Raw genomic sequence first — 25,018 nt, 5'->3', positions numbered from 1 at the left:
GCCACGGAATCACGGTTGCATTGAATGCATAAAACCTGCACCCACCACAGCCGTGCGGTAATCCCCACCGTTTGAAAGGGGTACTAGCCTGCCCTCCCACGAGGTCCGTGACCGGTGTTGACTGGAAACCGGCCCCACTTAGTAAGGAATCACAATGCGAGCAACACTGATGTACGGCGCCGGCGACGTGCGCGTCGAGACCGTCCCCAACCCCACCATCCAGGAGCCCACCGACGCGGTCGTGCGGATCGTCGCCGGCTGCATTTGCGGCAGCGACCTGTGGCCCTACGCCTCCAGGCCCGAGTCCGCCGAAGGCGCCCGCATGGGCCATGAATTCGTCGGCGTCGTCGAAGAGATCGGCTCCGACGTGACCGGCGTGGCGGTCGGTGACTTTGTCATCGCACCGTTCGTCGCCTCCGACGGCACCTGCGATTTCTGCCGGGAAGGCCTGCAGACTTCCTGCCGCCACGGCGCCCATTGGGGTGGCCGTAACGACGGCGGGCAGGGCGAATTTGCGCGGGTCCCGCAGGCGTCGGGAACCCTGGTGGTGGTCCCCCCGGGGTTCGACGAGAAACTGATCCCGTCGCTGCTGAGCCTCTCCGATGTCATGTGCACCGGCTACCACGCGGCCAAGAAGGCAGGCATCAAACCCGGCCAAAGCGTCACCGTGATCGGCGACGGCGCCGTGGGCCTCTCGGCAGTCCTCTCGGCCAGGCTGATGGGCGCCTCGCGCATCATCCTCATGGGCCGCCACGAAGCCCGCACCGACCTCGGCCGCGAATTCGGTGCCACCGATGTGGTCGCCGAACGCGGCGCGGAAGGCATCGCCAAGGTCAGGGAACTCACCAACGGCGACGGAACGCACGCCGTGCTCGAAGCCGTCGGTCTCAAACCGGCGATCGAGATGGCGATTGGGGTGGTCCGTGACGGCGGCGTCATCAGCCGTGTGGGTGCGCCGCAGTTCTCCGACGTGCCGCTCGGATTCCCCGAGTTCCTGCGCAACATCACCCTCACCGGCGGCGTCGCACCCGCCCGCGCGTACATCGAGGAACTGCTGCCGCTCGTACTTGACGGAAGCATCGATCCGGGCAAGGTCTTCGACCGCACCATCGGCCTGGACGACGTTCCCGCCGGCTACCAGGCCATGGCCGGGCGTGAAGCACTCAAAGTACTCGTTCGTCCGTAACCGCACCCCCGTAACCACAGAATCAGGACAAAAACATGAACCTCACACTCAACAACGGCGTCACCATGCCGGCTCTCGGCCTGGGCGTCTTCCAAAGTCCGCCGGAGCAGACCACTGCGGCTGTCGAAGCAGCACTCGCCACCGGATACCGGCACATTGACACAGCCGCCGCCTACGGCAACGAGCGGGAGGTCGGTGACGGCATCCGCGGCTCGGGCCTGGACCGTTCGGAGGTGTTCATCGAGACCAAGGTCTGGGTCAGCGATTACGGCTACGACCAGACCCGCCACGCCTGGAAGAAGGCCGCCGGCAAACTCGGCGTCGACCAGATCGACCTGCTCATCCTGCACCAGCCCGCTCCTGACCGGTTCGAAAAGACCATCGCCGCCTACAGGGCACTCGAGGCTCTGCTGGCCGACGGGCGGGTGCGGGCGATCGGTGTCAGCAACTTCATGCCCCACCACCTGGACAAGCTGCTGGCCTCGACAGACATCATCCCGGCCGTGAACCAGATCGAACTGCACCCCTACTTCACCCAGCAGGATGTCCAGGCAGTCGACGCCCGGCACGGCATCCTCACCCAGGCCTGGTCACCGATCGGCGGGATCACCTTCTACCCCGGCTGGGGCGAGGACCGGCGGAACGTCATGGAGGACCCGGCCATCGGCGCCATCGCGGGGACCTACGGAAAGAGCCCGGCCCAGGTCATGCTGCGCTGGCACCTGCAGCAGGGCCGCTCGGCCATCCCGAAATCGACCAACCCGGCCCGCATCGCCGAGAACTTCGACATCTTTGATTTCGAACTCACGCCCGACGAACTCGCCGCCATCGACGCCCTCGATACCGGCGTGCGGAACGGACCCGACCCCGACGTGGCCCGTGAGGAGCGCTTCGCCATGGTCATCCCCGAAGCCTGAACCCCGAAGCCTGAATCCCACGACAGAGAGAACCACTCCATGGAATACCGCCCACTCGGCCGCACCGGCGTGCAGGTCAGCCCCCTCTGCCTCGGCGCGATGATGTTCGGCCCCTGGGGCAACGACGACCGCGCCGATTCGGCCCGCATCATCCACCGCGCCCTCGACGCCGGCATCAACTTCATCGACACCGCCGACGTTTACTCCGGCGGGGCGTCGGAGGAGATCGTCGGCGAGGCGCTGGCCGGGCGCCGCGACGATGTCTTCCTGGCCACGAAGTTCTTTATGCCCATGAGCGAGGATCCCAACCACCGCGGCGGATCCCGCCGCTGGATCATCCGCGAGGTTGAAGACTCCCTGCGCCGCCTGAACACCGACTACCTGGACCTGTACCAGGTCCACCGGTCCAGCCCGGACACGGACGTGGCGGAAACCCTCGGCGCACTCACCGACCTCGTCCGCCAGGGCAAGGTCCGCTACATCGGCTCCTCGTCCTACTCCGGATCGCACATCGTTGAAGCCCAGTGGGCGTCACGCGAACGCCGTCTGGAGCGGTTCGTCACCGAACAGCCGCCCTACTCCATCCTTGTCCGCGGCATCGAAGAGGACGTCCTCCCGACCGTGCAGCGGTACGGCATGGGAACGCTCACGTACAGCCCGCTCAGCGGCGGGTGGCTGTCCGGACGTTGGCGCAAAGACTCGGCGTCCGCACCCACCTCATCCGCGCGGCCGAACGCCCGGTTCGACATGACAAGCCCTGCCAACCAGCGCAAACTCGACATCGTCGAGGACCTCGCCCAACTGGCCGAAGAAGCCGGACTCAGCCTGATCGAGCTGGCCATCGCCTTCGTGATCAACCACCCCGGGGTGACGTCCGCCATCGTGGGTCCGCGCACCATGGAGCAGCTGGAGTCCTACCTGCCCGCCGCGGACATCACGCTCTCAGCCGACGTGCTGGACCGCATCGACAAGATCGTCGCACCCGGCGTCACCGTCAACCCGGATGACAACAGCTACGGCGCGCACGAACTCACAGCGCAGGCGCGGCGGCGGACACGGCCGTGACCGCCCGGGCGGTCCCCACTCACTCCGGACCTAAAGAAGGAACACGGCGTGACCCGGGATGAACTGATCGAAGCCATCACCCATGTGACGCTCTACGCCGGCTGGCCCAGGGGCATGTCCGCGATGGGCGTCGCCAAGCAGCTCGTCACAGACAACACGTAAGGACAACCATGAACATCGAACCCACCGTGCCCACCACCAAGAACCCGCCGGCGCAGTTCGTCGGGGACGTGTGGCTGGACCCCATCGCGCTTCCCCACGAGAGCGACCAGACGATGGTGGTAGCCACTGTCCGGTTTGCGCCCGGAGCGCGGACCGCCTGGCATTCCCATCAGCACGGCCAGTATTTGCGCGTCACCCAGGGCGTAGGCCGTTTCGGGACGAGGGACGGAAAGATCATCGAAGTCCATCCCGGCCAGACGCTTTATACCCCGCCCGGTGAGGAGCACTGGCACGCGGCCGCCCCCGGCTGCTTTATGGAACACCTTGCCATGCTTCAAAACGGCGAAGACCCGGCCAAGACCACCACGTGGGCGGAGCACATCACGGACGAGGAATTCAACGGCCGCTGACCTGCCGCCAAAAACGCGCCGGCGGTCAGAACCGGCTGCCCGGGACGTCCCGCCAGAGCTGTTCGCCGGCTGTTGTGCCTGTCCCGTACATCCAGAGCACGATGTCCATGACGCGAATTTCGGAGATCGGGTCCGTGATCCGTGAGAGCCGGCGGATTTCCCGGAGCCGCTGCGGCAGCCCGGTGCCGTCCGTCAGGGCGGTGTGCCACCTCTGCCACTGACCGGCCGGGCCGCGGTTGAGGTTCATCAGATGCCCGACGGCGGAATCGTAGACAGGGAGCAGCAGCGGGCGTTTGCGGGCCATCACTTTGCTGGTGCGCGTCTCGCCCATGCCCCAGCCCGTGTCGCGTCCGCTGAGAACGTGCCGGAGCTGAAACGCGGGGCTGGCGTCGCCGAGGATTTTGTCGAACTCGTCGGCTTGCACGTCGGCCATGTCCAGGCTGGCCGGAATCTGTGCCAGCAGGTCCGAAACCAGGGCTGCCTGGGTGTCCAGGATGCCAAACGCGGCCCTGTCCAGGACGTCCGCGCAGAGAAAGGAGACGGCGATCAGGTCGTCGGGCGTAATCCGGTTCACGTCATGGGGCGCATCCCCGCCGCCGCCCCAGCAGTTGTACATGCTGCCCTTATAGGCGGGAAGCCCGGCACCGGTCCGGCGGTAGTAGGTGCCGAGCAGCTTGGCAGCAGTGTCTATGTGGTCGTCATCCAGAATGGCAGGAATTGCCATGCGTCCCCCCATTGTTGTGCCCGGCGCCGATCCAGCCATGCAGACGTCAGGTCGACAGCGGACCCGGAAATCACCGGAAGTCTATCCGCACAACGTGAACGCGGCAGCCGCCGTCGGGAATTTACGACGGCGGCCCTTCAGCTGCCTGCCGGGACAAGGTCCGCTTCCACAGCGCCACTGCCAGGACCGCCACCCAGAGCAGGAACGCCCCGATGCTGATTCTTTCGCCGATGCCCAGCACGAGGTTCGGTCCCGGCGCGGCCATGAACGCGATCATGCCCATGACCGCGGAAAGTACAAGCGAAATGATCGAGTACCAGCGCATGCGGCCGTGGAACCCTGCGGCCACGAAGCACATCGCGGCGACCATGAGGGCGAGCTGGACGTTGGTGGCCAGGATGTGCAGGGGAACGGACGTTTCATCGCCGAGCCTCAGCGGAAAGAAGCCTCCCGCGATGTTCCACAGCCCGTAGCCGATCAGCAGGCCGCCGCCGGTGCGCAGGGCGCGGTTGCCGTGCGTGGAGCTCCATACCCCTACCCCAAAGGCGATGAACAGCACCGTGTAAATCCACAGGAGCGGGACGATGGCGTCGCGGCCGGGGGAGCCGACGGCGAGGAGTTCACTGACCATCTGCTCGGTGCGGCGGTAACCCTCCCACTTTGCCGCCGCGACGCCGTCGGTCGCCACCACGTAGAGCAGCGAGGAGAGTGGTCCTGAGGCGAGGAGGGCCTGGCGGATCGGGTCACCACGTTGGCCTTCCAGCGGTGCGGCCAGCCAGTGCCGCGGCAGCCGGTGCTTCTCGATTGGCACGTCAGGATTTCCTAAGGGCCCGCGGTCCGGCATCGGCTCGGCGCAGGGCCCGCGAGCATCCGCTCCGACGCCTACCGCCTTAAGCTTCGGCCGGGCCGCCCGCTGCGGGTAGGGTCAAACGGCCTTGGCCTGACAGGGAGCGCCGAGAGTAATCTGGGATCAGTGATCGGGAAGACCACATGCAAACGAATTCAGCCCACCCCGCCGCACACTCGGCGCCTGCCCTTGACCGGCAGTCCCTGCTCCCGGACTGCGGAAACTGCTTTGCCCTCTGCTGTACCGCCTTCGGATTCTCGCGCTCGGCAGAATTTGCGCTCGACAAACCTGCGGGAACACCCTGCCCGAACCTCGCCGCCGATTTCTCCTGCACCATCCACAGCAGCCTCCGCCCCAGGGGGTTTCGCGGCTGCACGGTCTTTGACTGCTTCGGCGCCGGCCAAAAAGTGTCCCAGGGGCTCTTCGGCGGAACGAGCTGGCGCGAGAACCCCGAGTCCACCGGTCCGATGTTTGCCGCGTTCAAAGCCGTGCGGCAGCTGCACGAGATGCTCTGGTACCTGGCCGAGGCCCGGTGCCGAACTTTCGATCCCGACCTCGCCCAACAGGCCGCGGAACTTGGCACCATCATCGGGCAGGCCGTCGACGGCGGTCTGCAGCCCCTGCTCGCACTGGACATCCAGGAGCTTCATGCCCGGGTGAGATCAATGCTGATGGAGGTCAGCACGGAAGTCCGGTCCGCCTACTTTGCCGCGGGCGGTGACCACCTGGATGCCGGGCTCCGGCCCGGAGCCGACCTGATGGGCATCAATCTCAGGGGACGCCGGTTGTGCGGTGCAGACCTGCGAGGGGCTTACCTGATTGCGGCTGATCTGCGAGACAGCGACTTATCGGGGGTGGATCTGCTCGGTGCGGACCTCCGGGATGCGCGGCTTGAGGGCGCCGACCTCTCGGCGGCCCTGTATCTGACCCAGCCGCAGCTCAACGCGGCGCGCGGCAGCCGCGCAACCCGGCTGCCGGCGGACCTGGTGCAGCCACCGCACTGGTGGCCAGGTTCGGGTCAGGGATGAATCAATCACGACGGCGGCGCCCGCCTTGATCGGGCTGCTGCCGGGTTGCTGCGGCTCCGCCTGTTAGCCGGCCGCTGTTAGGCTCCGCCTGTGACCAGCCACCGGAAGTCCCTCGCCCGCGTCCTAGCCGTCGGCCTCGCCATACTCTCCACCGGGCTGCTTGTTGCGGCACAGCCGGGTTGGGCCGCCCCAGCGATTCCGGCCGCCCAGCCTGTGGCCGTGTCCGCGGAGCTCACTACGGCCGACGCCGATGCGTGGCTCGACGGAGTGCTCCCGGCGCTGCTGGAGCGGGAGGAGATTCCGGGCGCCGCGGTCTCGATCGTCCGGGACGGGAGGGTGCTGACCCGGCGCGGTTTTGGCCTGGCGGATACGGGCATCAGCGGGAACCAGCCCCGCCCGGTGGATCCTGAGAGGACTATTTTCCGGGTGGGTTCGGTCTCCAAGACCGTGGTGGCCACGGCGGTGATGCAGCTGGTGCAGCGTGGGCAGGTCGATCTGGACCGTCCGGTCACCGATTACGTGAACATTGAGCTTCCCACCCGCTTCAGAACGCCCATCACGCTGCGGCACCTGCTCACCCACACTGCCGGTTTCGAGGAGGTCTACGCCAACATGATCCTGCCCGCCGGCACCCCCGTGCCGGCGTTGCGCGAGACCGTCACCGCGGCTCCGCCGGATCAGATCTACGAGCCGGGGACCACACCGGCGTATTCCAACTACTCCTACGCGCTCGCCGCCTACGTGGTGGAGTCCGTCACCGGGCGTGAGGCTGCCGAGTACCTTCAGGACGAGGTGCTCCGGGCCGCCGGCATGGCGACGGCCAGCTTCGCCCAGCCATTGCCGGAGCGCCTGAACGCGGACCTCGCCCAGGTCTATCCGTCCCGGCACCAGCAGCCCATCCCGTTTGAGCTGGTGGGCCCTTGGCCGCCCGGATCCCTGTCAGCGTCCGCCGCGGACATGGCCGCCTTCCTGCTCGCGCAGCTTAACACCGGCGGGTCCGCCCTGCTCAACCAGCAGACGCTCGCCCTGATGCACAGCCCGGCGCTGGGGGAGGACCGGCTGGGCGGCCTCGCCGCAGGGCACCGGATGGCACTCGGACTCTTCGAGGAGGACCGCAACGGGCGCCGGATCCTCGGGCACAGCGGGGACCTGATCCATTCGCACGCCGCCCTGCAGCTCTACCCGGACGACGCCACCGGCATCTTCATCGCGGTCAACGGTTCCGGCGCCCGGGCTGACTCCGCAACCGTCCTGCGCCGCGCGGTCCTGGATGGCTTCGCGGACCGCTACTTCCCGGCCGCCGGACCGGGTCCGTCACCGGTGGGCACCGCCGCGGACCATGCTCAGGCCGTCGCGGGAATTTACGGCCTGTCACGGACGCCGCAAAGCACCTTTATGCGGGCCTACTCGATGCTGGCATCGGTGCAGATCAGCGCCGACGACGCCGGGACACTCACCATCCCGCTGCTTACCGACGCCGGCGGCACCCCGGTCAGGCTGGCCGAGGTTGAACCGTGGGTGTGGCAGGACAGCGAGGGGCACCACCGCGTGGCCGTGCGGGTCGATGAGGCCGGTGCGGTCGGGGCCATCGGAGTCAGCCCGGCCCTCGTGCTCCTCCCCAAGCCGGCCTGGCAGGTCATGGCCGCACCGGTGGTGGCAGGGTCCCTCGGCGTTCTCCTGTTCGCTCTGCTCGCCTGGCCCGTGCGGGCAATCATCGGCTGGCGGCTCAAGGCTCCGCTGGACCTTCCGCGGCGCGACATGCGGCTGCGACGGATCACGCTGACCGCGGCCGCCGTGATCGCCGTCGGCGTCACCCTGTGGGCTGGTGCCGTGATGCAGATGTCGGGCGGATTTTCCGCGCAACCCGGGCTGATCCGTGGTGCACAGGCTGCAACCGCGCTCGGCGCACTCGGACTGGTGCCGGCGGTGTGGCGTGCCATGCGTGCCTCGCGGCAGGCACACAAGTCCCGGGCGGTGCTGGCTACGCTGGTGGCGCTGGCCTTCCTGGGTTTCGGGGCGGTGGCGCTGGCCGGCGGACTGCTGCTGCCGGACATCACTTACTGATCGGCAGCCACCGCGGCGGTCCGGAGTTTTTCGAAGGACTCGGTCCAGCCATCGCGGTGCAGGGCCAGCCGCTCCTTGGTCAGGAAAGGGCCCTGCGAGAGTGCCAGCCGCGTGCCCCCGCCGTCGGCAGCGAGCACGAGGTCGGCCACGGTCTCCCGGTCGTCCGGCGTCGGTTCCTCCCAGTTGAAGGTGTAGACGAGGTGCCAGGGCGGGTCGATTTCGAGGAACTCGCCGGAGAGGTGGAAAGGCTCGCCGTCCGGCGGGGCCATGCGGAAGCGGTAGCGGCCGCCCGGCGCCAGATTGATTTCGGCCGAGGGGAGAGTGAAGCCGGCGGGGCCCCACCACTTCGCCAGCTCGGCTGCTTCCGTCAGCAGCCTGAAGACCTTTTCCGGCGGCGCCTCCAGCCTGCATTCCAGGTTCAGGACATGGCCGCCGGGCTGCTCATTCATGGCTCCACTCTGCCATCCACCGGGCCAACGCGGAAAGACGCCGCCGGCCCCGGAGGACCATCTTTCGGACGCCAGCGTCAGGAGCGGTCTGAAACGGCCGTGCTTGAAAGACTGTGACGTCCTAAAGGCGGGGGCAGGCGTCGTCGATGAGGCGCCGGGCGAGGCTCCGGGCGCGCTTCCCATAGGTTTCTCCGCTGAGGATATCAGCCGTGACGTAGGCACCATTGAGGACGATGAGGAGTTCCTCTGCGAGCTCGTCCGGGTCTTCAGCCCGCGCGTCGGCTGCCAGGGAGCGGAACCAGTCACGCACCTGCTTTTTGTGGTCCACGGCCGCCAGATGGGCCGGATGCGCCCCCTCGGGGAACTCGGTGCTGGTGTTCAGTATCGGGCAACCCCGGTAGGTGCTGCCGGCAGTGTCACCGGCGACAACGTCGAAGACAGCCACCAGCTTGTCCCGGGGCTCCGGATGTTCGCCTGCAGCCAGCTCCATCCGCTCGAACCAGGCATCCGCGCGGCCCTGGACGTAGGCGGTGGCGAGGGCATCCTTCGTCGGAAACTGGCGGTAGACGGTCGCGTTGCCCACCCCGCATTCCTTCACCACGGTGTCCATTCCCACGGCCCGGATGCCACGCTCGTAGAACAGCCGTGTGGCCACCTCGAGGACGTTGCGCCGGTTCTCCTCACCCGTCCTGCGGACCACCGAACCACTCTCCTTCTCTGAAACCCTTCACGTTGACAAACACCAGTTTGACAGACGGAACGTTCCGTCACAAGCTATGAGAACGATCCGTCACATCGGAGTCGTCGCCACCAAACCGCAGCAACAAGGAGCTTCATGAAAACCGCAGTCCTCTGAACCGGCAGCGTAGGCCGGACCATCGCAGAACGCCTGGCCGGCCTCGGCCACGCCGTCACCGTCGGCACCCGTGACCCTCAAGCCACCCTCGCGCGCACCGGCGCCGATGCCATGGGCAATGCTCCTTTCGCCGCCTGGTCCGCAGCGAATGCCGGCATTGACGTTGCGCGTTTTGCCGACGCCGCCGCCGGAGCTGAACTCATTGTCAATGCCACCAATGGCGGCGCATCCCTGGATGTTATGGCCCAGGCAGGCGCGGAGAACCTGGACGGCAAGGCCATCCTCGACATTGCCAACCCGCTGGACTTCAGCAACGGCATGCCCCCAACCCTCTTCGTCAAGGACACTGACTCCCTTGGTGAGCAGATCCAGCGCGCCTTCCCTGCCGCCCGGGTGGTGAAGTCCCTTAACACCCTCAACGCGGATCTCATGGCCAATCCGGGCCAGCTTTCGGAAGCCAGCACAGTCTTCGTTTCCGGGAACGACGCCGATGCCAAGCACACCGTCACCGTGCTTCTGAAGGGGTTCGGCCACCAGGACGTCATTGACCTCGGTGACATCACCACCGCCCGTGGCACGGAGATGCTCCTGCCGGTCTGGCTCCGCCTCTGGGGCGCGCTCGGTACACCGGTGTTCAACTTCAAGATCGTCCGCTAAGGGCCCTCGGGGAGGAAAATCCGGCCGGCGCAACGGCGGACAAGCGTCGAGTACCCCCAGCCACGGACAAAACCCTGGCATGGTCCGGCTTCTCTTGGAATTCTGGTGCGTAGTTGTCGATCTCGGCTTCCGGTGTCCGTCGTATGAGTAGGAGCCTTACGGAAAGGCTCCGTGGTCGGCGCGGTATTCGGCGTCGATGCAACGGAAGGCTCAGAGCAGAGTTACGGACGATGGGAGCACGGAATGTCAAAGTATTTGGTCCTGATCTTTCAGGATGAGGCGGCGAAGCAATCCGAGGGCGAGGCCGTCAGCACCCCCTACCAGGAGTTCCAGCAGCGCCGCGGCGCGTCACTGCTCGGCGGGGCCGCACTGCAGCCGCCTTCGACGGCGACGTCCATCCGGCGCGACGGGGCAGGCGGATTCTCGGTGACGGACGGTCCGTTCGCAGAATCGAAGGAAGCGCTGGGCGGCTACTACCTGATCGAGGCGGCCGACCTGGATGAGGCGCTGGAGATCGCCAAGGACGTCCCGGCCGGCATCGGGGTAGAGGTCCGGCCCGTGCGAATGGTCAGCTGATGCCGCAGGCCGCCAGCGCGGAGGTTGCTGCCGCGGTTGCCGATGCGCACCGCCGGGAGTGGGCGTTCGTGCTGGCGGCCACCGTCCGTGTTGCGGGGGACCTCGACACGGCGGAAGAAGCCGTCCAGGACGCATACGCCAGCGCACTGTCCACGTGGGGTCCCCGCGGCATCCCGCGGAACCCCGGCGCGTGGCTCACGGTGACCGCCCGCCGTCGGGCCCTGGATAACCGCCGGCGGGCCGCGACGGCGCAGCGGGCGCTCCCGAAGCTGCTGGACCCGGCCGAGGCAACCGATTATGAGCCGGACCCCGGGCCGGAAGGCATTCCCGATGACCGGCTGCGGCTGATCTTCACCTGCTGCCACCCGGCCCTGGGGTTGGACGCCCGGGTTGCCCTGACGCTGCGGCTCCTCTGCGGGCTCTCCACCGCCGACGTGGCAAGGGCGTTCCTGATCCCCGAAGCCACCATGGCCGCGCGGATCACCCGGGCGAAGAAGAAGATCACTGCCGCGCATATCCCGTACCGCGTGCCCGCGGCGTCGGAGCTGCACGGGCGCATCGACGGCGTGCTGTCGGTCGTCTACCTCGTGTACACCACTGGGCACACCGCACCGTCGGGCGCCGGCCTGATGCGCCGGGACCTTGCGGAACGCGGCCTTGAACTGGCCCGAATGCTCCGGGTCCTGCTTCCGCAGGACCGCGACGTCGCCGGCCTCCTGTCCCTCATTCTGCTCACCGACGCCCGCAGGTCCGCCCGGCTCGACGAGCACCGTGAACTCGTGCTGATGGAGCACCAGGACAGGGCGAAATGGGACCGGACTGCCATCGAGGAGGGCGTGGCGCTCCTGCGCGAGGCGTTGGGTGCGCGGCCGCCGGGCCGCTTCGCCGTGATGGCGGCCATCGCTGCCGTCCATGACGAGAGTGCGTCGTGGTCCGACACTGACTGGCGCGAGATCCTGGGGCTCTACGACGTGCTGATGGAGACGTGGCCTTCTCCCGTTGTCCAGCTCAACCGGGCCATCGCACTCGGTTTTGCGGTGGGCCCGGCGGAAGGCCTGGCGGAGTTGGACGCGCTCGGCGCGGAGCCGCAGCTGGCCCGTTATCCGTATCTTGCCGCCGCGCGCGCAGATTTCCTGACCCGGCTGGGCCGCGTCCGTGAGGCCAGGGTTGCCTTCGAGGAGGCGCTGATCCTGACCGACAATGAGACCGAACGGCGCTACCTCCGCAGCCGCCTGAACCAACTTGCGGGCTGAGCGCGGAGTAGGACGGTGGCGCCCGCGGCGGGTGCTTTGGCTGTTTGGGTTGCCTCGGGGGAGGCCTTGGGGTGCGGCGGAGGCAGTGGGAGGATGAATCCGTGGATCAATTCTTTGATTTCCTTCGCCACTACTGGTGGCTCGCTTTCCCGCTCAGCGGGATGGCCGGCGGGTGGGCGCGCCAGTGGTCCAGGGCCAGTGAACGCCGGCACCGTCGCCGCGTGGAGCTGTACAAGCTGAAGAACCAGGCGGTGCAGGCGGAGCAAGCGAGCCGGGCAGAGGTGGCGGCCCTGATGGCAGCGCACGATGCCGTGAACCGGCGGTGGCTGGACTACGAGCTCGATGTCGGGAAGCTGATCGACTTCCCGGTCATGACGGATGTGCGGGAACCCCTTACAGTAGCGTTCATCCGGGCGAAGAAAGCGGCGGACGGTTTGCGGCCGGCGGACCCGGGCGACATTACGACGCCGGCCCGGCTGGCGGAGTACCGGACAGCCGTCAATGGCTTTGAGCTGGCCTTCGACGTGGCCGAGCGCGAAGCCAAGCGGATCAAGGACCACAATTTCAGTGCCTTGGAGCGCCAGCGTCTGGCGACGGCCAGGAAGCTATTGAACATCGCCTCGGACAACGCCGCCACCCCGGCCGAACGGCAGACCGCGTACAAGCGCGCCCGGCGGGAACTGGACGGCCTGATCGTCCTGCCCGAGGCCACGGTGGCCGCGCTGGAAGTGAAGATCGCCGGCGAACTGAACGCACCGCACACCACGGAGTGAATGCGCAGGACGGCGGCACCCGGCTCTTGAATTCCCGGCCCGGGTGCCGCCGTCGTGCGTTACGTGTACAGGAGCGAGCCGGGGGTGGTGAGTTTCTCGCCGGTCTCGAGCCAGGTCTTCAGGCCGGAAAGGATCATGGGCCAGCCGCCGTAGAGCTGTTCGTTGGCGCCTTCGCGGAGCTGGTCGTGGGTGACGGTGAGGTGGCAGGAGTCGCCCACGGGTTCGATCTCCCAGGTGATCCGGGAGGTTCCTTCGGCTTTGACGTCCTCGCCCCACAGCGCCGTCATGGTCTGGACGAGCCGGCGCGGCGGGTCAACTTCGATGTTCTCGCCTTCGCCCAGCAGCGCCCCGGCTTTCGGGTTGCCCATCTCAAACCGGCCGCCCGGGGTCCAGTCGGAGGAGAGGGTGTTCCCGAACTGGTATTTGCTGCGGATCTCGCTGTCCGTGATGGCCTCCCAGAGCCGTTCCGGCGTGGTCTTGATGTAGATTTCGAAGATCTTTTCCATGGGACTTTCCAATCTGGTTTTGAGGTCGCTGAGGCCAGCGGCCCATGGTTCGGCATACTTGCTCACCCAGCGGTCGTGGATCAGCCGGATGGGCACCGGATTCAGGAAGTGGAGTTTCTCCCGGCCCCGGCGGCGGGTGACCACCAGGCCGGCGTCCTCCAGCAGCTTGAGGTGCTTCATCACCCCGTAGCGGGTCATCTCAAAGCGGGCCTCAAGCGCATGCAGGGTCTGCCCGTCCTCCCGGAAGAGCTCATCGAGCAGGTCCCGGCGGGTGGGGTCGGCGAGGGCCTTGAATACGGCGTCCACAGTCCAAGAATAGGTGACTAAAAGGTCACATGTCTAGACGTTCGCTGCCAACAGGGTAGGTCCGTCTCTGGCCGCCGGCCCCGGACCGGCGTAGGGTCTGGAGGCATGACCGAACAGCAACCTTACGAGCTGGTGCACCGCTACCCGCACTTTGAACTGCGCCGCTATCCCGCGCACGTCGTCGCCGAGGTGCACGTCAACGCCACCTTTGACCGGGCCGGCAACGCTGCCTTCCGGCATTTGTTCGACTACATCAGCGGCAGCAACACGGCCCGGCAGAAGCTGGCGATGACTGCCCCCGTCATCCAGGAAACCCAGGCACCGCAGAAGCTGGCGATGACAGCGCCGGTTCTCCAGAGCGGCCCGCTGCCAGGCAGCGATTCGCCCGCTGAGTTTGTGATTGCCTTTGTGCTGCCCGCCAGCACGACGGCGGAATCCGCTCCGGTGCCGACGAACCCTGACGTGGTGGTCCGGGAAGTTCCGGGTTCGCTGGCCGCGGTGGTCCGCTTCTCGGGCAGCGGCAACGCAAAGGCCTTTGAGCAACGGAACAGGGGGCTGCAGGCGGCACTGCCCCTGGCCGGTCTGACAGCGGTGGGTCCGCCGCGGTTTGCCCGCTTTGACCCGCCCTTCAAGCCCTGGTTCCTGCGGCACAACGAGGTCATCCAGGACGTGCAGGAGACAGCCAGCGCCTAGGCTGACCGGATGGAGTATCAGCTGCGCCAGGCCACGCCCGGGGACGCCCTCGCCGTGGTGCTCTTCCATACACTCGCCCACGAGGAGAGCTACGGGCACTTACTGTCCCCGGAGTTCTTCCGCGCCCGGCGGGCCAGCATCGCCGAACGGGCCGAACGGCGTCGCCCGCACCTGGCAGTTGATGACCCGCGGATCATCGCCGTGGACGGCAACAACCACATCGTGGGACTGGCGGACGCCGGGCCGGGCCGGGATGAGGACGGCCCCGCGGAGCTGGAACTGTATTCGCTCTTTACGCTCCGGCACACCTACGGGACGGGACTGGGCGCGGCACTGTTGAGTGCCGCCGTCGGCGATTCCGCCGCCTATCTGTGGGTGCTCCGGGACAATCCCCGGGCGCAGGCGTTTTACCTCAAGCAGGGATTCCGCCCCGATGGGGCAACGGGCCTGCTGCCGCCCGAGTGGGAAGAGTTGCCGCAGGTCAGGATGGTCCGGCCGGCCCGGGGCTGACGCCGAAAGTTCAGGAGCACGTGGGCACCGCCCGCGAGGGAAGAGCATGGTCTTCCCTCGCGGGGGTCAGCGCCAGCCGAGCTCGGGCGCTACATACTTCAGGATCGATTCGATGACGTGGGCGTTGTAGTCGACGCCGAGCTGGTTCGGGACCGTGAGCAGCAGGGTGTCTGCCGCGGCGATCGCCTCATCCTCGGCCAGCTTCTTGGCCAGCTCCTCCGGGGTGCCCGCGTAGGAGCGGCCAAACACGGCGCGCGTTTTCGCGTCGATGTTGCCCACCTGGTCCGAACTGTGGCGGTCGCGGCCGAAGTATTGCCAGTCGCGCTCGTCCGTCAGGGCGAAGATGCTGCGGCTGACCGAGACACGCGGCTCCCGCTGGTGCCCCGCCTCCTTCCAGGCCTGCCGGTAGAGCTCAATCTGCTCGGCCTGCTGGACGTGGAAGGGCTTACCGCTCTCGTCATCCTTGAGCGTGGAGCTCTGCAGGTTCATGCCGAGCTTTGCCGCCCAGATGGCCGTGGCGTTCGAGCCCGAACCCCACCAGATGCGGTCGCGCAGGCCCTCGGAGTGCGGCTCCAGGCGCAGCAGGCCCGGCGGATTCGGGAACATCGGGCGAGGGCTGGGTGCCGCGAAGCCCTCGCCCTTGAGTACCTCGAGCAGACGCTCAGTGTGCCTGCGGCCCATGTCCGCGTCCGACTCGCCCTCGGCGGGAGCGTAGCCGAAGTGGCGCCACCCGTCGATGACCTGCTCGGGTGAACCACGGCTGATGCCCAGCTGCAGCCGGCCGCCTGAGATCAGGTCGGCCGCGCCGGCGTCTTCCGCCATGTAGAGCGGGTTCTCGTAGCGCATGTCGATCACGCCGGTGCCGATCTCAATGCGGCTTGTCCGGGCGCCGATCGCAGCGAGCAGCGGGAACGGGGAGGCGTACTGCTGTGCGAAGTGGTGGACGCGGAAATAGGCGCCGTCCGCCCCCAGCTCTTCGGCCGCGACGGAGAGGTCAATCGCCTGCAACAGCGCGTCCGAGGCAGTCCGGGTGCCGGACTCCGGGTGGTCGGTCCAATGGCCGAATGACAGAAATCCGATGTTCTTCACACCGGCAACCTTAGTACTTGTCGCATGTTGTGTTACTCGCATTCAGGCTGAAGGGAGGCAATGATTTTGCGGGTGGCCGAGGCCAGGGCGTCCTGTTCCGCGCGGGTGAGCGGGTCGACGAAGTGTGTGCGGACGAACTCCACATGACCCGGCGCCGCGTGCTCTATGGCCTTCCGGCCGTCCGGGGTGATCTGCACGTCCAGGCCGCGTGCATCGGAGGAACAGTTCTTCCTCTCCAACAGGCCCCTGGCCTCCATCCGCTTGAGCAGGTGGGACAGGCGGCTGCGGTCCCAGCCGAGCGACCGGCCCAGCTCGCGTGCACGAACCACGCCGTCCGGGTGCTCAGAGAGTGGAACAAGCACCGCAAATTCGGCCCCGGAGAGCTGTGACTCCCGCACCAGCTGGCGGTCCATGGCGGCCGCCATTTGCTGGGATGCCTGCAGGAATCCGCGCCAGACTTCGGTCTCCCGTTCGTCCAGCCATTGGGTTTCCTCCGTCACAACGCCCCTCCCGCGGGTTCAACGTGGCACACTGCCGGGGAGCTCTAGCGAATGGTCGCGAAGCCCTTGGCCCAGGAGACCACCTGGTCAACCATCGGTGCCAGGGTGCCGGCGTTCTGCTCGGTCGGCTTGAACTCGGAGAAGTTCTCGAAGTCATTGAACAGGGAGAACATGACCTGGTTGCGCACGTGAGCCACCTGGAGTTCGGAGAGGATCTCGCGCAAGTGCTCGACGGCGCGGGCGCCACCCGCTGAACCGTAGGATACAAAGCCCGCCACCTTGTTGTTGAACTCTGCGTTCAGGTAGGACAGGGCGTTGGTAAGCACCGGGCCTGCAGTGTGGTTGTACTCGTGCACCACGAAGATGAAACCGTCGAACTCGCTGACCTTGGCCGACCACGCCTTGGTGGCCGGGTTCTGGTAGTTCTGGTACGCGGCGGGGTAGGCCTCGTCCAGCAGGGGGAGGCTGAAGTCGGCGATGTCCACCAGCTCGACGTCCGCATCCGTGCGATCCGCCACCTGGGCCAGAACCCACTCGGCTACGGACTTGTTCACACTGCCCGGCCGGCTGGCGCCGGTGATGATGGCAATCTTGGGCAGGCCATTCTCCGCCAGGGGATCGGCGGCCGGGGAAACCTCAGGGGCAACTGCGGCGGGAGCCTCTGCGGCAGGGACCACCACGCTCGGGGCCGCCACGCCGGGGGCTGCCGAGGCAGCGGAGTGGCCGGGCTTGGACTTGCGGGAGAAAATTTTGAACCAGGACATGGGCGCCTCACCGTTCGGAATGGTTGATGTTTCAATCATTCTACGAGGCTTTTTGATGATGTGTCAACAAAATGTCTACCGGGTGCCCGTCCGCCGCTCACCGTGAAATCCCTGCCGCTCGGCGCATAGATCCTACGTTTGCTTGGTATCTGCATCATGATTGCCGGAGGCGTTGGCCCACGTAGGGTCTTTCGCCTCTGGAATCGCTGGACACCGAGGTGCGGTGACGGGCAGAAGGAGTAACTATGGGCTGGCTGGACCGTGAACGAACTGTTGCCCCGCCGGGCTTCAACCGCTGGCTGGTGCCGCCTGCCGCACTCGCCGTCCACCTGTGCATCGGCCAGGCCTACGCCACCAGCGTTTACAAGACGGCACTGGTGAAGCACTTCGGGGCCAGCCTGACCGAAATCGGTGTGATCTTCTCCATCGCCATCGTGATGCTGGGCCTCTCGGCCGCCATCATGGGCACCTGGGTGGACAAGCACGGCCCGCGCAAAGCGATGTTCACGTCGGCCCTGTTCTGGGCCAGCGGCTTCCTCATCGGCTCACTGGGCATCTTCACGCACCAACTCTGGCTCGTCTACCTCGGCTACGGCGTGGTGGGCGGGATTGGCCTGGGCATCGGTTACATCTCGCCGGTGTCCACCCTGATCAAATGGTTCCCGGACCGCCCGGGCCTGGCCACCGGCATGGCCATCATGGGCTTCGGCGGCGGCGCGCTCATCGCCAGCCCGGTCTCCACCGCACTGCTCAAAATGTACGATCCCAACTCCGGCGCCCAGGGCTGGGTGGCCAGCGGCGACGCCGTGGGCAAACTCTTCCTGACCCTCGCCGTGGTCTACCTCGCCTACATGCTCTTCGGCGCGTTCACCATCAGGGTCCCGGCCGAAGGCTGGAAGCCTGCCGGGTTCGACCCGTCCAAGGTCAAGGCAGCCACGCTGGTCACCACGGACAACGTCTCGGCCAAGAACGCCGTGAAGACCCGGCAGTTCTGGCTCATCTGGGTGGCGCTGTTCTGCAACGTCACCGCGGGCATCGGCATCCTGGAGCAGGCCGCTCCCATGATCCAGGACTTCTTCAGGAAGCCCGACGGCGGTTCCCTGGTGAGTGCCGCTGTGGCGGCGGGCTTTGTGGGGCTGCTCTCGATCGGCAACATGTCCGGCCGTTTCGCCTGGTCGGCCACGTCCGATGTGACCGGCCGGAAGCGCATCTACATGGTCTACCTCGGCGTCGGGGCCGTGCTCTACACGGTGCTGGCGCTGGCGGGCTCCACCAGCACGTTCCTGTACGTGGTGCTGGCCTTCGTGATCATCTCCTTCTACGGCGGCGGCTTCGCCACCGTGCCGGCCTACCTCCGGGACCTCTTCGGCACCTTCCAGGTGGGGGCCATCCATGGCCGGCTCCTGACGGCGTGGTCCGCAGCCGGGGTGGCCGGCCCGCTGATCGTCAACGCCTTCCTGGACGCCCAGGGCAAACCCGGCCAACTGAACGCCGCGTCCTACCAGCCGGCACTGCTGACCATGGTGGGGCTGCTGGTGATCGGCTTCATCGCCAACCTGCTGGTCAAGCCGGTTGACCCGCGATTCCACGAACCCCGCCCCGGCCTGAGCCGGCATGAACCAGCCATGGAGGCATGACATGAGCACCGCATCCACCCCCGGCGCGTCCGCGCCTGCTGCACCGTCAACCGGCAGAGTTGCTATAGCCTGGGCCCTCGTCGGGGTCCCGCTGGCCTACGGCGTCTACGAAACGTTGACGCGTGTGGCGGCCCTGTTCGGCTGAACCCCGCGCCCCGAAGTGCCGCCGGCCGCCGTTGTGTAAATCACGACGGCGGCCGGCGGCGTGGGAAGCTACGTCGCCCTGACTCGCCTTGATTGAACAGGCGTGACATCAGCCGCTAATTGTTCCGGGCCCAGAGCTGCAGCCACAGCAGCAGGCGCGTTTCGGGGTCGTCGAGATCCAGGCCGAACAGCGTCTGCACCCGGGAGAGACGGTAGCGGACGGTGTTGACGTGCACCGCCAACATCCTGGCCGCTTCGATCGCGTTTCCGCCGCAGTCCAGGTAGGCCGCAACAGTGGATTCGAAGGATTTCTTATGCTGTGCGTCGTACGCCGCGATCCGTGCGGCTTGGGTTCCGGGCAGCTGGCCTGAGGCCGTCAATGACGAGGCAATCTGGCGCAGCTGCAGGCGCGGGCCGAGGGATTCGTCGTCGGCCACCACCTCGTCGGAATCGTCGGGAATGCGTCCTTCCGCCACGTTGCGGACCAGTTCGGAGAGGACCAGCTCGGCGTTGACCCGGGACTGCTCCAGCCGGCCAATCGGGGCCGCGATCCCCAGTGCGGCCACCACCGGGCGGCCGAGCAGCCGCCGCGCGTTCCGGACGATTTTGAGCACCGCGCCACGCTGGAACTGCCGGGCGGATTCTTCGCCCTGCGGCAGGACGATGTACACGATGCCGTCCGCCAGCCCGCAGACGGCCGAGGGCAGCCGGACGGCGCAGGCGGTCCGAACGGTGTCAAAGAGCTTGAGGCGCGATTGCAGTGTTTCGGCGGCGCCCGCGTCCGCCGGGCCGCCGCTCACCGCGGCCACCCTGATGGAAGCTGCCGAGATGCCCAGTCGGATGGCGGCCAGTTCGGCGCATTGGGGCTCGAACAGCAGCGGCTGGACCATGTCCATCTGGCGGGTGAGGTTGGAGACGTAGGAGGTGCGCTTGTGCAGGATGTGGAGCGCGGCGACGTTCGCCGCCTCGCCCAGAATCCGGGCCGCGTCCTCATGGTGGTGCTCGGCGCGCTCCAGGAGCCAGAGCGAGCCGAGGACCTCGGCGCCGGCGCGGATGGCGATGGCGGTCCGCCGGAGCATGGGGTCCTCGGTGGCCACCTCCAGCGCTTCCGCGGCCGCGTGAACGCGGCGGTAGTCCTTGTCGGTCTGGGCGGAATGGGGCACGTGCAGATTCAGGATGGAACTGCGCCGCGTCTCGTCGATGGGCTGGTCCGGGAGGGTCGAGTAGGCCAGGATCGTCTGATCGGGATCGGCGATGGCGATAGCGCCCCCGGCCTGGGCGGCTACGGTGTTGGCCAGATCGAACAGATCCCCGGGACGGATGTCCACCAGGGTGCGGCCGGACCGGCGGTGCGGGACCACGGCCGCGTCCATGATTTCCGCGAGCTGGTTCCAGGGGACTGTGTCGGAGGCCCGGAAAAGGGCCATCCCGGCTTCGCGGGCCACCGCCCGGAGTACGGCGTCCGGTTTGCCGTTGGATTTATAGACGATTGCCACATATCCGGCGTGATGGAGCTCCTGGATTTTGGCCCGCAGCCGTTTTCCGGTGAGTGACAGGCCGATGGCCAGCGCAACCGCGCCGGGAAAGTTCGCCGGAACGGCGGTGGAATCATAGAGCACCGAGCCGGAAACCGGCTGCCGGGAATCAGCGGGCATGTCCACGAGGCTAAGGATTTCCGAACTGGTGGACCGGGCCACATCAGCAAGGGTGGGCAGGCCCGGGTTCTGCAGGACAGCGGCACTGCCCGGTACTTCTCCGGCATCCTGTCTTTGGTAGTAAGTGCTAATGGCTGACCCCTTACCTTGTCTGAATCTCCATAGTTACACGGCCGCGTGCTTCCTACGCTGAAGAAAGCAACGTCGGCAGTGGAAGGCCAAGATTGAAGATCAGCGAAGCGCGGGAACTCATCCAGTTCAGGGCGCCTGTTTTGTCCAGGCAACGCCGGGTGCTGGCCAACGCTTTTAGCGTTGAGGAGTACCGCAAGGCGGCCAGGAAAGTCCTGCCTGCGGGCATCTTCGATTACCTCGACGGCGGCTCCGAGGACGAAGTGACGCTGCGCCGGAACCGGGCCGTCTTCGACTCCTGGGCGCTGATGCCCCGGTGGGGCCCGGTTGCCGGCCCCGATACCAGCACCGCCCTGCTCGGCAAGACCAGTGCCCTGCCCCTGACGCTGACCCCCACCGGTGCCACCCGCCTGTTCCACCCCGCGGGGGAGTCCGCCGTCGCGGCGGCCGCCGCGCACGCCCGCATCCCTTACGGACTCGCCGGGCTGAGCACCGTGGCCATGGAAACCATTGCCAAGGACCATCCCGGACTGGACCGCTGGTTCAACTTCGGGCTCGGCTCCGATGCCCTGGCCGCCCGGGACAAACTCGCGCGCTGCGAAGCCGCCGGATTCACCACCCTGATTGTCGGCGTCGACATCCGGGCCCTCGGGTCCAGGGAACGGGACCTGCGAAACGGCTTTACGGCACCTCCGGCTCTGACGCTTTCCACCGTCGCGGACATCGCCCGGCGGCCGTCCTGGTGGATCAACTTCCTGAAGGCGGACGGGATCAGCTTCCCGAACCTGGATCCCCGCAGTGCCGCGGCCACGTCCATGGTGACCCCGTCCATGTGGCAGCACATCCTCGGCCACTCCGACGCTGCCAGCGGGTGGAAGGAACTCGAAGCGCTGCGCGAAGCCTGGTCCGGCAAGATCGTGCTCAAGGGCTGCGTCAATCCGGCCGATGTTGACCAGGCGGCCCGGATCGGCCTGGACGCCGTCCAGCTCAGCAACCACGGCGGCCGCCAGCTCGATCACATGCTCAGCCCCATGGAAGTGCTGCAGGAGTCCCGCCAGCGGGTGGGGGACGCGCTGGAGATCTATGTGGACTCGGGAATCCGCCGCGGCAGCGACATCTTCAAGGCGCTGGCGCTGGGCGCCGACGCCTGCTCCATCGGCAGGGCGTACCTCTACGGGCTGGTGGCCGCCGGCACGCCCGGCGTGGAGCGGGTGATTGATATCCTCGCGGACGAACTCAGGCGTACCATGACGCTGGTAGGCGTTTCGAGCATTCCCGAGCTGAAAGCACGGGGTGGGGAAATCCTGCGTGACATCCGCTCTTCCGGCGAAATTCTTGAAAAAGCACCATCAGGCACCACCTAAAAAGAATCTCTGAAAGCTAAGGAAGCCATGCGCACCCGATACATACTCCCCGTCCTCACCGTAGCCACCGCGCTTGCCCTCTCCGGCTGCGTGGACAACAGCCAGCCTGCTGCCACCGGTTCGGCCGGGGCAAGCGGCAGTGCCGCCGCCGTCGACGTGAAAAAGAACGACGACGTGGCCGCGATGCTCCCGGAGAAGATCAAGAGCGCCGGGGTGCTCAACGTGGGCATGGCCAACAACTACCCGCCCAACGAGTTCAAGGACGATAACGGGGCGCCCGCCGGCTGGTCCGTGGACCTCACCAACGCGCTGGGCAAGGTGATGGGCCTGAAGGTCAACTTCGATATCGGCACCTTCGACAACATCCTGCCGGCCGTGCGCGCAGGCAAGGATGACATGGGGATGTCCTCCTTTACGGACACCGTGGAACGCGAAAAGCAGGTGGACTTCGTCAACTACTACTCCGCCGGGATCCAGTGGGCTACCGCCAAGGGCAAGACCGTGGACCCCAACAACGCCTGCGGGCTGAAGGTGGCCGTCCAGGCCACCACGTACGAGGACACCGACGAAGTGCCCAAGAAGTCCAAGGCCTGCACCGACGCCGGCAAACCGGCCATCCAGATCTTCAAGTTCGACGCCCAGGACCAGGCCACCAACGCCCTGGCGGTGGGGCAGGTGGACGCCATGAGCGCCGACTCGCCCGTGACCCTGTACGCGATCTCCAAGACCAAGGACAAGCTGCAGACCGCCGGGGACGCGTTCGAGGTGGCCCCCTACGGGATCCCGGTGGCCAAGGGCAGCGACTTCACCCCCGCGCTGCAGAAGGCGCTCCAGACCCTGATCGACGACGGCAGCTACACCAAGATCCTGTCCAAGTGGGGCGTCGAAGCCGGCGGAATCAAGAAGGCGGACCTCAACGTGGCGGCCAAGGGTTAACAGAACATGAGCAGGGCGGAATCCGACGGGATGACCCAGGCGGGACCGGGCGGCGGCCCGCGGAGCGGAAGCGGGCGGGCGGTGGACGATGCCCCGCCGGAGGCCATCGTCGCCATTCCGCTGCGCCACCCCTGGCGGAACTTCTTTGCCGTCATCCTGGTGCTGGGGCTGGCGGTGTTTGTGCTGGACGCCGCCCAGCGCCCGGATTACGGCTGGGCGGATGTAGGCAAGTACATCTTCGACCGCCGGATCAGCGCGGCGGCCTGGGTGACGTTGTCGCTGACCGTCTACGCCATGCTGGGCGCCATCGTGATCGGCCTGGTGCTGGCCATCATGCGGCTTTCGCCCAACCCGGTCCTGAAGAACATCGCCTGGCTGTACATCTGGATCTTCCGGGGGACTCCGGTGTACGTGCAGCTGGTCTTCTGGGGCCTGGTGTCCCTGATCTATCCGGTGTTCACCATCGGCATCCCGTTCATGGACCCGTGGGTCACCATTCCCAACGGAATATTCACCAACCTCTTCATCACCGCCGTGATCGGCCTGGGCCTGAACGAGGCCGCCTACATGTCCGAAATTGTGCGGGCGGGCCTGCTGTCCGTGGACCGCGGCCAGGAGGAAGCCGCCACCGCGCTGGCGCTGTCCTGGGGCCAGACCATGCGCTTTGTGGTGGTGCCCCAGGCCATGAAGATCATCATTCCGCCCACCGGCAACGAAGTCATCTCCATGCTGAAGACCACCTCCCTGGTGGCGGCCATCCCCTTGAGCATCGACCTGTACGGGGTCTCCCGCGGCATCTCCGCGGTGACCTTCACCCCCGTGCCGCTGCTGATTGTGGCATCACTCTGGTACCTGCTCTTCACCTCGGTGCTGATGGTGGGCCAGCACTTCATTGAGAAGCGGTTCTCCCGCGGCACCGGCCGGGCGGACGCTGGAAGGAAATCGCCGGCGTCGGACGCGGCATCCGAGGCGGGCCCCGCGGCGATCCCCGGGACAGTGCTTCCGGGGGAGCCGGGCGCCCCGCTCGGCAACGACTTTGGAGGAAAAGGATGACGGACGTGCCCATGGTCCTGGCCGAGAAAGTCTCGAAGAACTTCGGTACCAACCGGGTTCTGCGCGGCATCAGCCTGGAAGTGGCCCGCGGCCAGGTCCTGTGCATCGTGGGGCCCAGCGGTTCGGGCAAGTCAACGTTCCTGCGCTGCATCAACCACCTGGAACGGGTGGACGCCGGCCGGCTTTCCATTGACGGCGAACTGGTGGGCTACCGCCAAAAGGGCGGCAAGCTCTATGAGCAGAAGCTCTCCGAAGCGGCCCTGCAGCGCCGGGAAATCGGCATGGTGTTCCAGCGCTTCAACCTGTTCCCGCACCTGACGGCGATGGAAAACATCACCCTGGCCCCCATCCGGGTGAAGGGCCTGTCCAAGGCCAAGGCCACCGCCCGCGCAAACGAGCTGCTGGCCCGCGTGGGGCTGGCGGACAAAGGTGATGCCTACCCCGCGCACCTCTCCGGCGGGCAGCAGCAGCGGGTAGCCATCGCCCGTGCCCTGGCCATGGACCCCAAGCTCATGCTCTTCGACGAGCCCACCAGTGCCCTGGACCCGGAACTGGTGGGGGAGGTGCTCGAGGTGATGAAGGAACTGGCCAAGAGCGGCATGACCATGGTGGTGGTGACCCATGAGATGGGCTTCGCCCGCGAAGTGGCGGACACCCTGGTGTTCATGGACGAAGGCGTGGTGGTGGAGGCCGGCCCGCCCCGGCAGGTCCTGAGCAATCCGCAGCACGGGCGCACCAAGGAGTTCCTCTCCAAGGTCCTGTGAC

27 protein-coding genes and 1 pseudogene are annotated in these 25,018 nt (G+C 66.9%); 19 read left to right on the top strand and 9 right to left on the bottom strand.

What is annotated here, in order from left to right:
- Positions 1–154 precede the first annotated feature (154 nt).
- The 5 genes from PY310_RS15035 to PY310_RS15015 are packed head-to-tail and all read left to right on the top strand — an operon-like array spanning position 155 to position 3,740.
- Positions 155–1,186 carry a zinc-dependent alcohol dehydrogenase family protein gene (locus tag PY310_RS15035; RefSeq protein ID WP_275215275.1) on the top strand — a complete coding sequence of 344 codons (1,032 nt, stop codon included), beginning with the start codon at positions 155–157 and terminating at the stop codon, positions 1,184–1,186.
- 35 nt (positions 1,187–1,221) lie between these two features.
- Complete coding sequence (locus PY310_RS15030; RefSeq protein ID WP_275215274.1) at positions 1,222–2,103, top strand: aldo/keto reductase; 882 nt, start codon at positions 1,222–1,224, stop codon at positions 2,101–2,103.
- Positions 2,104–2,142: 39 nt separating this feature from the next.
- The gene (locus tag PY310_RS15025; protein WP_275215273.1) at positions 2,143–3,168 is read left to right on the top strand and encodes an aldo/keto reductase; all 1,026 of its coding nucleotides are present in this window, start codon (positions 2,143–2,145) and stop codon (positions 3,166–3,168) included.
- 48 nt (positions 3,169–3,216) lie between these two features.
- Positions 3,217–3,330, top strand: a complete 114-nt coding sequence (locus PY310_RS15020) for a carboxymuconolactone decarboxylase family protein (RefSeq protein WP_275215272.1) — start codon at positions 3,217–3,219, stop codon at positions 3,328–3,330.
- Between the two features lie 8 nt (positions 3,331–3,338).
- Positions 3,339–3,740 carry a (R)-mandelonitrile lyase gene (locus PY310_RS15015; protein ID WP_275215271.1) on the top strand — a complete coding sequence of 134 codons (402 nt, stop codon included), beginning with the start codon at positions 3,339–3,341 and terminating at the stop codon, positions 3,738–3,740.
- Between the two features lie 25 nt (positions 3,741–3,765).
- Here PY310_RS15015 and PY310_RS15010 read toward each other — a convergent pair whose 3' ends face one another.
- Entirely contained in the window at positions 3,766–4,464 is a 699-nt protein-coding gene (locus tag PY310_RS15010; RefSeq protein WP_275215270.1) for a DUF6308 family protein, read from the bottom strand.
- Positions 4,465–4,585: 121 nt separating this feature from the next.
- Positions 4,586–5,275 carry a DUF998 domain-containing protein gene (locus PY310_RS15005; protein ID WP_275215269.1) on the bottom strand — a complete coding sequence of 230 codons (690 nt, stop codon included), beginning with the start codon at positions 5,273–5,275 and terminating at the stop codon, positions 4,586–4,588.
- A gap of 179 nt (positions 5,276–5,454) precedes the next feature.
- Between PY310_RS15005 and PY310_RS15000 the strand changes: the two genes are divergently transcribed.
- Both PY310_RS15000 and PY310_RS14995 read left to right on the top strand, forming a co-directional pair.
- Complete coding sequence (locus PY310_RS15000) at positions 5,455–6,339, top strand: pentapeptide repeat-containing protein (RefSeq protein ID WP_275215268.1); 885 nt, start codon at positions 5,455–5,457, stop codon at positions 6,337–6,339.
- Between the two features lie 90 nt (positions 6,340–6,429).
- A complete protein-coding gene (locus PY310_RS14995; RefSeq protein ID WP_275215267.1) occupies positions 6,430–8,403 on the top strand; it encodes a serine hydrolase domain-containing protein in 1,974 nt (657 codons plus the stop codon).
- Here PY310_RS14995 and PY310_RS14990 read toward each other — a convergent pair.
- A complete protein-coding gene (locus PY310_RS14990) occupies positions 8,397–8,852 on the bottom strand; it encodes an SRPBCC family protein (protein ID WP_275215266.1) in 456 nt (151 codons plus the stop codon). The two genes, PY310_RS14995 and PY310_RS14990, sit on opposite strands and share 7 nt — an antisense overlap.
- Positions 8,853–8,973: 121 nt before the next feature.
- The gene (locus tag PY310_RS14985; protein WP_275215265.1) at positions 8,974–9,552 is read right to left on the bottom strand and encodes a TetR/AcrR family transcriptional regulator; all 579 of its coding nucleotides are present in this window, start codon (positions 9,550–9,552) and stop codon (positions 8,974–8,976) included.
- A 168-nt stretch (positions 9,553–9,720) separates the two neighbouring features.
- Between PY310_RS14985 and PY310_RS14980 the strand changes: the two are divergent.
- From PY310_RS14980 to PY310_RS14965, 4 genes and pseudogenes are all read left to right on the top strand, one after another.
- Positions 9,721–10,365: pseudogene (locus PY310_RS14980) on the top strand (NADPH-dependent F420 reductase); the annotation flags it as partial.
- 243 nt (positions 10,366–10,608) lie between these two features.
- Positions 10,609–10,941, top strand: a complete 333-nt coding sequence (locus PY310_RS14975) for a YciI family protein (RefSeq protein WP_275215264.1) — start codon at positions 10,609–10,611, stop codon at positions 10,939–10,941.
- Complete coding sequence (locus PY310_RS14970; protein ID WP_275215263.1) at positions 10,941–12,194, top strand: RNA polymerase sigma factor; 1,254 nt, start codon at positions 10,941–10,943, stop codon at positions 12,192–12,194. The genes PY310_RS14975 and PY310_RS14970 overlap by 1 nt, the downstream gene beginning before the upstream one ends.
- Positions 12,195–12,295: 101 nt before the next feature.
- On the top strand, positions 12,296–12,967 hold the full coding sequence (locus tag PY310_RS14965) for a hypothetical protein (RefSeq protein ID WP_275215262.1): 672 nt from the start codon (positions 12,296–12,298) through the stop codon (positions 12,965–12,967).
- Between the two features lie 59 nt (positions 12,968–13,026).
- Here PY310_RS14965 and PY310_RS14960 read toward each other — a convergent pair whose 3' ends face one another.
- Complete coding sequence (locus PY310_RS14960; RefSeq protein ID WP_275215261.1) at positions 13,027–13,779, bottom strand: ArsR/SmtB family transcription factor; 753 nt, start codon at positions 13,777–13,779, stop codon at positions 13,027–13,029.
- A 105-nt stretch (positions 13,780–13,884) separates the two neighbouring features.
- On the opposite strand from PY310_RS14960, the gene PY310_RS14955 reads away from it, so the two are divergent.
- Complete coding sequence (locus PY310_RS14955; protein ID WP_275215260.1) at positions 13,885–14,472, top strand: SOUL family heme-binding protein; 588 nt, start codon at positions 13,885–13,887, stop codon at positions 14,470–14,472.
- Positions 14,473–14,481: 9 nt separating this feature from the next.
- Positions 14,482–14,982: a GNAT family N-acetyltransferase gene (locus PY310_RS14950; protein WP_275215259.1), complete on the top strand. Its 501-nt coding sequence runs from the start codon at positions 14,482–14,484 to the stop codon at positions 14,980–14,982.
- A 66-nt stretch (positions 14,983–15,048) separates the two neighbouring features.
- On the opposite strand, the gene PY310_RS14945 is transcribed toward PY310_RS14950, so the two are convergent.
- Genes PY310_RS14945 through PY310_RS14935 form a run of 3 tightly spaced genes read right to left on the bottom strand, consistent with a single transcriptional unit; the run spans position 15,049 to position 17,374 of the window.
- Positions 15,049–16,071, bottom strand: a complete 1,023-nt coding sequence (locus PY310_RS14945; RefSeq protein WP_275215258.1) for an LLM class flavin-dependent oxidoreductase — start codon at positions 16,069–16,071, stop codon at positions 15,049–15,051.
- 32 nt (positions 16,072–16,103) lie between these two features.
- Positions 16,104–16,571 (bottom strand): MarR family winged helix-turn-helix transcriptional regulator, encoded by a 468-nt coding sequence (locus PY310_RS14940; protein ID WP_275215257.1) that lies wholly within the window; start codon positions 16,569–16,571, stop codon positions 16,104–16,106.
- A 44-nt stretch (positions 16,572–16,615) separates the two neighbouring features.
- A complete protein-coding gene (locus PY310_RS14935; protein WP_342755753.1) occupies positions 16,616–17,374 on the bottom strand; it encodes an NADPH-dependent FMN reductase in 759 nt (252 codons plus the stop codon).
- A 206-nt stretch (positions 17,375–17,580) separates the two neighbouring features.
- On the opposite strand from PY310_RS14935, the gene PY310_RS14930 reads away from it, so the two are divergent.
- Positions 17,581–18,972 (top strand): OFA family MFS transporter, encoded by a 1,392-nt coding sequence (locus tag PY310_RS14930; RefSeq protein ID WP_275215256.1) that lies wholly within the window; start codon positions 17,581–17,583, stop codon positions 18,970–18,972.
- Between the two features lies 1 nt (position 18,973).
- Positions 18,974–19,117, top strand: coding sequence for an MFS transporter small subunit (locus PY310_RS14925; RefSeq protein WP_275215255.1), 144 nt, complete (start codon positions 18,974–18,976; stop codon positions 19,115–19,117).
- A 115-nt stretch (positions 19,118–19,232) separates the two neighbouring features.
- On the opposite strand, the gene PY310_RS14920 is transcribed toward PY310_RS14925, so the two are convergent.
- Positions 19,233–20,771: a PucR family transcriptional regulator gene (locus PY310_RS14920; protein ID WP_275215254.1), complete on the bottom strand. Its 1,539-nt coding sequence runs from the start codon at positions 20,769–20,771 to the stop codon at positions 19,233–19,235.
- Between the two features lie 224 nt (positions 20,772–20,995).
- Between PY310_RS14920 and PY310_RS14915 the strand changes: the two genes are divergently transcribed.
- Genes PY310_RS14915 through PY310_RS14900 form a run of 4 tightly spaced genes read left to right on the top strand, consistent with a single transcriptional unit; the run spans position 20,996 to position 25,017 of the window.
- Positions 20,996–22,264: an alpha-hydroxy acid oxidase gene (locus tag PY310_RS14915; protein WP_275215253.1), complete on the top strand. Its 1,269-nt coding sequence runs from the start codon at positions 20,996–20,998 to the stop codon at positions 22,262–22,264.
- A 27-nt stretch (positions 22,265–22,291) separates the two neighbouring features.
- Entirely contained in the window at positions 22,292–23,200 is a 909-nt protein-coding gene (locus PY310_RS14910; RefSeq protein ID WP_275215252.1) for an ABC transporter substrate-binding protein, read from the top strand.
- Positions 23,201–23,206: 6 nt separating this feature from the next.
- A complete protein-coding gene (locus PY310_RS14905) occupies positions 23,207–24,253 on the top strand; it encodes an amino acid ABC transporter permease (protein WP_275215251.1) in 1,047 nt (348 codons plus the stop codon).
- The gene (locus tag PY310_RS14900) at positions 24,250–25,017 is read left to right on the top strand and encodes an amino acid ABC transporter ATP-binding protein (protein WP_275215250.1); all 768 of its coding nucleotides are present in this window, start codon (positions 24,250–24,252) and stop codon (positions 25,015–25,017) included. Before PY310_RS14905 ends, PY310_RS14900 begins: the two co-directional genes overlap by 4 nt.
- Position 25,018: the final 1 nt, after the last annotated feature.

Source organism: Pseudarthrobacter naphthalenicus, assembly GCF_029076445.1.
GTDB lineage: Bacteria > Actinomycetota > Actinomycetes > Actinomycetales > Micrococcaceae > Arthrobacter > Arthrobacter naphthalenicus.
The sequence above is the reverse complement of the archived record's forward strand: the minus strand, read 5'-3'. Positions and strand labels throughout refer to the sequence as shown.

What these genes read in the sequence shown, in the direction of transcription:
- PY310_RS15035 (WP_275215275.1), top strand. Translation starts at nt 155, where the DNA reads ATGCGAGCAACACTGATGTACGGCGCCGGCGACGTGCGCGTCGAGACC.
- PY310_RS15030 (WP_275215274.1), top strand. Translation starts at nt 1,222, where the DNA reads ATGAACCTCACACTCAACAACGGCGTCACCATGCCGGCTCTCGGCCTG.
- PY310_RS15025 (WP_275215273.1), top strand. Translation starts at nt 2,143, where the DNA reads ATGGAATACCGCCCACTCGGCCGCACCGGCGTGCAGGTCAGCCCCCTC.
- PY310_RS15015 (WP_275215271.1), top strand. Translation starts at nt 3,339, where the DNA reads ATGAACATCGAACCCACCGTGCCCACCACCAAGAACCCGCCGGCGCAG.
- PY310_RS15010 (WP_275215270.1), bottom strand. Translation starts at nt 4,464, where the DNA reads ATGGCAATTCCTGCCATTCTGGATGACGACCACATAGACACTGCTGCC.
- PY310_RS15000 (WP_275215268.1), top strand. Translation starts at nt 5,455, where the DNA reads ATGCAAACGAATTCAGCCCACCCCGCCGCACACTCGGCGCCTGCCCTT.
- PY310_RS14990 (WP_275215266.1), bottom strand. Translation starts at nt 8,852, where the DNA reads ATGAATGAGCAGCCCGGCGGCCATGTCCTGAACCTGGAATGCAGGCTG.
- PY310_RS14975 (WP_275215264.1), top strand. Translation starts at nt 10,609, where the DNA reads ATGTCAAAGTATTTGGTCCTGATCTTTCAGGATGAGGCGGCGAAGCAA.
- PY310_RS14970 (WP_275215263.1), top strand. Translation starts at nt 10,941, where the DNA reads ATGCCGCAGGCCGCCAGCGCGGAGGTTGCTGCCGCGGTTGCCGATGCG.
- PY310_RS14955 (WP_275215260.1), top strand. Translation starts at nt 13,885, where the DNA reads ATGACCGAACAGCAACCTTACGAGCTGGTGCACCGCTACCCGCACTTT.
- PY310_RS14950 (WP_275215259.1), top strand. Translation starts at nt 14,482, where the DNA reads ATGGAGTATCAGCTGCGCCAGGCCACGCCCGGGGACGCCCTCGCCGTG.
- PY310_RS14935 (WP_342755753.1), bottom strand. Translation starts at nt 17,374, where the DNA reads ATGATTGAAACATCAACCATTCCGAACGGTGAGGCGCCCATGTCCTGG.
- PY310_RS14930 (WP_275215256.1), top strand. Translation starts at nt 17,581, where the DNA reads ATGGGCTGGCTGGACCGTGAACGAACTGTTGCCCCGCCGGGCTTCAAC.
- PY310_RS14925 (WP_275215255.1), top strand. Translation starts at nt 18,974, where the DNA reads ATGAGCACCGCATCCACCCCCGGCGCGTCCGCGCCTGCTGCACCGTCA.
- PY310_RS14920 (WP_275215254.1), bottom strand. Translation starts at nt 20,771, where the DNA reads ATGCCCGCTGATTCCCGGCAGCCGGTTTCCGGCTCGGTGCTCTATGAT.
- PY310_RS14910 (WP_275215252.1), top strand. Translation starts at nt 22,292, where the DNA reads ATGCGCACCCGATACATACTCCCCGTCCTCACCGTAGCCACCGCGCTT.
- PY310_RS14905 (WP_275215251.1), top strand. Translation starts at nt 23,207, where the DNA reads ATGAGCAGGGCGGAATCCGACGGGATGACCCAGGCGGGACCGGGCGGC.
- PY310_RS14900 (WP_275215250.1), top strand. Translation starts at nt 24,250, where the DNA reads ATGACGGACGTGCCCATGGTCCTGGCCGAGAAAGTCTCGAAGAACTTC.